The organism is Pseudomonas sp. GW821-FHT12A04 (assembly GCF_058807755.1).
Map to the genome: position 1 here is coordinate 632,683 of NZ_JBXAQZ010000001.1, position 7,180 is coordinate 639,862.

A 7,180-nucleotide genomic window follows, 5' to 3' on the forward strand; every position below is an offset into this window, starting at 1 on the left:
ACTTTATAGATATAAGAATTGAAATTTAAATACCGTTAACGAATAACGATATGGCGATTGCTAAGGGAATGGAGGAATCGTGGTGTGACGTTATTTGTCACTTTCTGACAGGATTGTGGTGTTTTGGCGGACGCTATCGCGAGCAAGCTCGCTCCCACAGGGGTCAGTGGAAACACAAAAATTGCGTTTCAATACAGATCCATTGTGGGAGCGAGCTTGCTCGCGATGGGGCCAGTGGCCCCGAAGGTGGATTACCGCTCGTGCAGCGCCTCGGCCCGAGCGCGGATGATCGGCTTGAGCAGGTAGCTCAGCACGGTCTTCTTGCCGGTGATGATGTCCACGGAAGCCACCATCCCCGGAATGATCAGCAATGGTTTTTCGTCGGTGCCCAAGTGGCTGCGGTCGGTGCGCAGCTTGATGATGTAGTAGGTGGTCTTCTTGTCTTCATCGGTGATGGTGTCGGCACCGATCTGCTCCAGCTTGGCCTTCATCCCGCCGTAGATGGTGTAGTCATAGGCGGTAAATTTCACCGTCGCTTCCTGGCCCGGGTGCAGGAACGCGATGTCCTGCGGGCGGATCTTCGCCTCGACCAGCAAGGTGTCGTCCAGCGGCACGATTTCCACCAGGTCGCTGCCCGGCTGGATAACCCCGCCGATGGTATTGACCAGCAACTTGTTGACGATGCCACGCACTGGCGAAGTGACCAGCGTCCGGCTGACCCGGTCTTCCAGGGCCTTGCCGGTGGCCTGGGCCTTGTTCAGGTCGGTGCGTGCTTCATTGAGTTGGGTCAGGGCTTCGCTACGGAACTTGCCACGGGTTTCATCGACCTTGCGCTGCACTTCCTTGATTGCCGATTCGGCTCGTGGAATTGCCAGCGTGGTGGCGTCGAGCTGACCACGGGTCTCCGCTTCGGCACGCCTGAGGCGCAGGACTTCCACCGGTGATACCGCGCCTTGGGCCACCAACGGCTCGGACATGCTGATTTCCTGACGCTGAAAGCCCAATTGCTGGCGATACTGCGCCTGTTTGGAGGTGAATTCGCGCAGCTCTTGCTGGCGCTGGATCAGCTGCTCCTGCAAGCCACCAATCTCATCGTGCAACTGTTGGCGACGACTGATATAGAGCGATTCTTCACTCTTGGCCTGACCCGGCACGGCCTTGAGCACATCCTCGGGGAAGTTCAGCGGGCGATCTTCGACCTCGGCGCTCAAGCGCTCGACCCGCAGCAGCATCGACAACCGATCGGCCTCGGTTTCACCGACGTTCGAAGCAAATCGCGTGTCGTCCAGGCGAATCAGCGGTGCGCCGGCTTCGACAATCTGACCTTCCTTGACGAACAGCTCGGCAACGATACCGCCTTCAAGGTTCTGGATCTTCTGGATCTTCGACGATGGAATCGCCTTGCCGTCGCCCTTGGTCACCTCGTCGATCACCGCGAAGTTGGCCCAGAGCATCAGGAACACAAAGAACGCGATGATCGCCCAGATCGTCAGCCGCACCACGCGAGGCGCATCCTCGATCAGCGCCTTGTTGACCTCCGGCAGCGGCTGCCCCTGAAGTGAAGCAGAGCCTTTGAAGTAGCGACGGATCGAACCCTTACCCGACTTAAGCAACACTGATCTGCCCCTTCTTCAACGCTTCCATCACTGCGGCTTTCGGGCCGTCGGCGAGTATCTGCCCGCGGTCGACCACGATCAGGCGATCCACCAGCGACAACAGCGATGCCCGGTGCGTTACCAGCACCATGGTCTTGTTTTCGATCACCGCTGCCAGGCGCTGCTTGAGGCGCTCTTCGCCGGTGTTGTCCATGGCGCTGGTCGGCTCGTCGAGCAGCAGGATCGGCGGGTTGAGCAGCAATGCACGGGCCAGGGCGACGTTTTGCCGTTGACCGCCGGAGAGGTTCTGCCCACGCTCGCCGACTTGCAGCTCATAACCCTGCGGGTGCAGGCGCGCATACTCGTGGACGCCGGCCAGTTCTGCAGCTTGCAGCACCAGTTCGTCCTCGACATACCGCGCGCCGGAAACCAGGTTGTCGCGCAAGGTGCCGGCGAGCAACTGAATGTCCTGGGGCACGTAGCCGATGTTGTAGCGCAGCTCGCTGACGTCGATCTGGCGGATATCCACACCATCGACCAACAACGCGCCGTCATCCGGCTGGTACAGCCCCACCAGCAACTTCGCCAGCGAGCTCTTGCCCGAGCCGCTTCGGCCAATGATGCCGACCTTCTCGCCGGGACTGATCGACAGGTTGATGTTCTTCAGCGCCAGGTTCTGCTGTTGCGGGTAGGTGAAGTTGAGCTGGCGGCACTCAATGCCGCCCTGCAGCACCTTGCGGCTGAGCGGACGCTCTTCGAAATTGCGCTCCTGGGGCAGCTCCATCATCTGGCCGACCGAGGTCATGGTCACCCGCGCCTGCTGATAACGAGTCAGCAACCCGGACAGTGACGCCAGCGGGCTGAGCGCACGACCGCTGAGCATGTAGCAGGCAATCAGGCCACCCATGCTCAGGTGACCGTCGATGATCTGGTACACACCGAAGACGATCATGATCACGCCGGCCAGTTGCTGGATCAGCAAGGTGATATTCATCGCCAGGCCGGAGAGCATTTTCACCCGCAACTCAAGGCGACTGAGGGTGCCGATGGTCTGCTCCCACTGATACTGGCGTTCGCTTTCGGCGTTGTTGACCTTCACCGCATCCAGGCCGGCCAGGGTCTCGATCAGGCTCGACTGACGCTCGGCCCCCAGCGCCATGGTCCGTTCCATGGTCGCCACCAGGGGTTTCTGCAAGGCATAGCCAATGGCCAGGGCGATCGGGAATGCCAGCACCGGTATCCAAACCAGATGCCCGCCAAGGATCGCGATGACGATAAAGATCAGAATCGTGAACGGCAGGTCAATCAGGCTGGTCAGTGTCAGCGAGGCGAGGAAGTCCCGCAGGCTCTGGAACTCATGGATGTTCTGGGCAAAGCTGCCGACCCGCGCCGGCCGGTATTTCATGGCCATGCCAACGATGCGCTCGAACAGCGTGGCCGAGATAATCAGGTCGGTTTTCTTGCCGGCCAGGTCCAGGCACAGGCTACGCAGGCTTTTCAGGATCAGGTCGAACAGGTAGGCGCCCGTGATGCCGAGTGCCAGCACCCAGAGCGTCGCTTCGGCCTGGTTTGGCACGACACGGTCGTAGACGTTCATCACGAACAACGGCGCGGCCATGGCAATGATGTTGATCAGAAAACTGGCGGCGATGGCATCGGCGTACAACCAGCGCGAACGCTTGAGAGTGTCGCGGAACCACGAGCGCGCACGCGGAATCAGCGTGCCGTGATTGACGTCGAACTTGTGCTGCGGCTGGGCGAAAAAGACTTTGCCGGTGTAGTCATCGGCCAGCAGGTCACGGCTGACCAGGGACTCACCGCCGTCGCTTTCGCTGAGCAGCACCCGTACCTGATCTTCGCCTTGCCAGCCGAGCAGGACGGCACTTCGACCGTCCCTGAGCAACAACAATGCTGGCATCGCGATCGCCGGAATATCTTCCAGCTTGCGTTGCAGCACCCGACCTTGCAGCCCCGCGCGAGCGGCCGCACGAGGCAGCAACTCGACACTCAAGCGTTGCTCGGGCAGCGGCAGGCCGGTGGTCAGCATTGCCGCGCTGGCAGGTTTCTGGTGCAGCATGCAAAGAGCGAGCAGACCATCCAGCAACGGATCGTCATGCAACGCGCGCGGATCATGGATGAGTTGAACCCGACTGACTTCTGATTCCACGCTCGGCACTCTTGGCTAACAATTGAACAATGAAGGTCCTGCTTAATTCATACCGGGCAATTGGACCTTGGGCTTCATGTCGTTCTGCACAACGGATGCCAATGGTGCGACCACTCCCTGGCTCTTGAGCAATTCGCCCATGGTCGCCTTGATTCGGTACTGAGTAAATAACTGAATGTTCTTGATCTCCGCCAGACGGCGGGAGGAGGAAAACAGCTCGTTCTCACTGTCGAGCAAATCGAGCAGGGTGCGCTCGCCGAGACTGAACTGACGCTGGTAAGCGGTACGCACGGCGGTGCTGTGGTCGACGTATTGCTGGGCGATCGGCACTTGCGCGTTGGCGTTGTTCAGGGCGTTCCAGGCCAGGCCCAGCTCTTCATTCAATTGGCGCAGGGCGTTGTTGCGGATGTCCAGCGCCTGGTTCGACAGGTAGGACTTGGATTCCAGATCGGCCTTGTTGCTGCCGCCGGCATACAGATTGAAGCGCATGCGCAGCATGGCCTGCCATTCGTTGTTGTGGCCGTTCTGACCATCAATGTCGTTGTCCGCGGAGCGACCCAACTCAGCATCGAAGCGCGGGTAGAACGTCGACTTGGCAGTGTCGTACTGCTTCTCGGCAGCGGCGATATCGGATTCGGCCGAACGCAGGATCGGGCTGTTTTCCAGCATCTGCGCACGGGCTTCATTCAGGTTGGCCGGCATCAGCGCCATGAAACTCGCCGGGCGTTCCAGTTGATCGGGCATCTGGCCAACAGCGGAGAGGTAGTTGGTTTCGGCGTCTGCCAGGTTGGTCTGCTCGGTGATCAGGTTGTTGCGCGCCTGGGCCATCCGCGCCTCCGCCTGATCAAGGTCAGCGCCACTGCCGACGCCACGCTGGGTGCGCAGTTGGATCTGGTCGTAAATGCGCTGGTGGCTCTTGAGGTTGTCCTCGGCCAGACGTACGAATTCGCGACGAGTCAGCACGTCGAGATAGACCTGAGCCACGGTCAGCCCGGTACGCTCGGAAGTACTCAGCAGCGAGTAAGCGCGGGAGTTGACAGTGGCTTGTTGACGCCCTACTTCGCTGGACGTCGCAAAACCGTCAAAAACCATTTGGGTCAGACGTAAATTTGACTCACTGCGATTCAGGGTTTGCCAGTGATTGTTGCTGCCGTCCGTTCGCGTCGTCACGCTATCGGTGCCTTCACGACCATAACCGCCTAGCAGGTCGACCCGTGGCAAATATCCACCTTTTGCAGCCTTCAACTGATAATCCGCAGCCAACCGACTGTTGACACCCGCCTGAACTTCCGGATGGACATCCAGCGCTTGTTGCATGGCTTCTGGTAAGGACTGCGCCTGCACAAAAGACGCGGCGAGGACGAAAGGTATTGCCATGAACAAAGGCGAACGCATTGTAGGAATTTCCCAGAACTTCTTGTCTTGAATCACAGCAAAAGAACGCGCTGCGTCGAAAGATGGCAAGCGGAATGACCGTATGTCGGAAAGTTCAAAAAGCGGAACTGGATCACATACCGAGGACGAGTCACAGCTGAAATATCAATGTGACATTACTGGGACGATTGTTTAGGATGGCTCGAAGAAGGTCAATAGTTTGGCATAAAGTTAATAACGAAAAAATATAGCCAATATATTGACGATTTGATGCGTCAAATTTGTGCATCTATTTTGCAATGTACGTCCAGACTGGTCGGCACAGACAAATGCCATCAGGTCCATGGAAGTCAACTGAACGTGACACCCCGGAGAGTCTTCAATGAGCAGTGTTGTTGCCATCGTCAAAAGCATTGTTGGTCAGGTTTTCGTGGTGTCCCCCGAGGGCATCCGCCGCGTTCTCGTTGAAGGCGACAAACTGTTTGCCGGCGACCGGATCGACACTGGCCTTTCCGGCGCCGTGTCCCTGGAACTGGCCGATGGCCGCACCCTGGATCTGGGTCGTGACACTCAGTGGAGCGCTGACGCTCCAGACTCCAGCACTGACCTGGCAGCTGCCACCGCGCAAGCCGCGCCTTCGGTAGAAGAGCTGCAACAGGCCATTGCTGCCGGTGCCGACCCGACAAAAGACCTTGAAGCCACCGCTGCCGGCCCGGTTGCCGCAAGTTCTGGTGGTGCCGTCGGTGGTGGTCACAGCTCCGTGATGCTCGACGCCACCGCTGGCCGCGTCGATCCGACCATCGGCTTCCCGACTGCGGGTATCAACACTGCCGGGCAAACGACTCTGGAAATCCCGGGTGGCCAGGCCACCAACGCCAACATCAACGCCAATACCAACGCTAATACCAACGCCAATACCCCGAGTGAGTCAGCCCTCAGCCTCAGTGCCACGCCGACCATCACCGAGGCCGGTGGCGTGCTGGTGTACACCGCGACCCTGACCCAGGCACCACTGACCGACCTGACTGTCACGCTGTCCAACGGCGCCGTGATCGTGATTCCCGCAGGCGCGACCACCGGCACCGTCAACGTGCCATTGGCTGCGAACGACACTGTCTATAACGACGCGACCCAGATCGATGTAACTGTCACCGGCACCAGCGGCGGCAGCGGCATCACTGTGACGCCGCCGACGACCCCGGCCGTGACCCAGGTCACCGATACCCTCGACACCACCACGGTCACCCTGACGGCCGGTAACACCGTCACCGAAGGCGGCCAGATCACCTACACCGCGACCCTGACCAATCCAGCACAGACGCCAGTAACCGTCACTCTGTCCAACGGCTCGACCATCACCATCGCCGCCGGCCAGACCAGCGGCAGCGTGAACGTCCCGACTGCGGCCAATGATGTTTATGTAAACGGCAGCACCGTCAGCACCACGATCACCGGCACCACCGGCGGCAACTTCGAGAACCTGGTGCCGAACACCACACCAGCCGTGACCACCATCACCGATTCCGTGGACAACACAGGGCTGACCCTGACCGCCACCGGCAACATCACCGAAGGCGGCCAGATCACCTACACCGCGACCCTGAGCAACCCGGCCGGCACGCCGATGATCGTGACCTTGAGCAACGGCTCGGTCATTACCATCGACGCGGGCCAGACCAGCGGCAGCGTGAACGTCCCGACTGCGGCCAACGACATCTATAACAACGGCAGCACCGTCAGCACCACCATCACCGGCACCGCCGGCGGCAACTTCGAAAACCTGGTGCCGAACACCACACCAGCCGTGACCACCATCACCGATTCCGTGGACAACACAGGGCTGACCTTGACGGCCACCGGCAACATCACCGAAGGCGGCCAGATCACCTACACGGCGACCCTGAGCAACCCGGCCGGCACGCCGATGACCGTGACCTTGAGCAATGGCTCAGTCATTATCATCGAAGCGGGCCAGACCAGCGGCAGCGTGAACGTCCCGACTGCGGCCAACGACATCTATAACAACGGCAGCACCGTCAGCACC

Annotated in this window: 4 protein-coding genes; 1 reads left to right on the forward strand and 3 read right to left on the reverse strand. The window is 59.8% G+C overall.

Annotation, left to right across the window (positions count from 1 at the left end; translation table 11 throughout):
* Positions 1-251 precede the first annotated feature (251 nt).
* From AC1RS8_RS02705 to AC1RS8_RS02715, 3 genes are read right to left on the reverse strand one after another with little or no spacing between them, the layout of a single operon-like run.
* Positions 252-1,616: an HlyD family type I secretion periplasmic adaptor subunit gene (locus AC1RS8_RS02705; RefSeq protein WP_349734853.1), complete on the reverse strand. Its 1,365-nt coding sequence runs from the start codon at positions 1,614-1,616 to the stop codon at positions 252-254.
* Complete coding sequence (locus tag AC1RS8_RS02710; RefSeq protein ID WP_489339514.1) at positions 1,606-3,762, reverse strand: type I secretion system permease/ATPase; 2,157 nt, start codon at positions 3,760-3,762, stop codon at positions 1,606-1,608. The genes AC1RS8_RS02705 and AC1RS8_RS02710 overlap by 11 nt, the downstream gene beginning before the upstream one ends.
* A 42-nt stretch (positions 3,763-3,804) precedes the next feature.
* Positions 3,805-5,157, reverse strand: coding sequence for a TolC family outer membrane protein (locus tag AC1RS8_RS02715; protein ID WP_057712553.1), 1,353 nt, complete (start codon positions 5,155-5,157; stop codon positions 3,805-3,807).
* Between the two features lie 361 nt (positions 5,158-5,518).
* On the opposite strand from AC1RS8_RS02715, the gene AC1RS8_RS02720 reads away from it, so the two are divergent.
* On the forward strand, positions 5,519-7,180 hold a 1,662-nt coding region (locus AC1RS8_RS02720), incomplete at its 3' end, for a retention module-containing protein (protein WP_493162323.1).

What these genes read in the sequence shown, in the direction of transcription:
- AC1RS8_RS02715 (WP_057712553.1), bottom strand. Translation starts at nt 5,157, where the DNA reads ATGCGTTCGCCTTTGTTCATGGCAATACCTTTCGTCCTCGCCGCGTCT.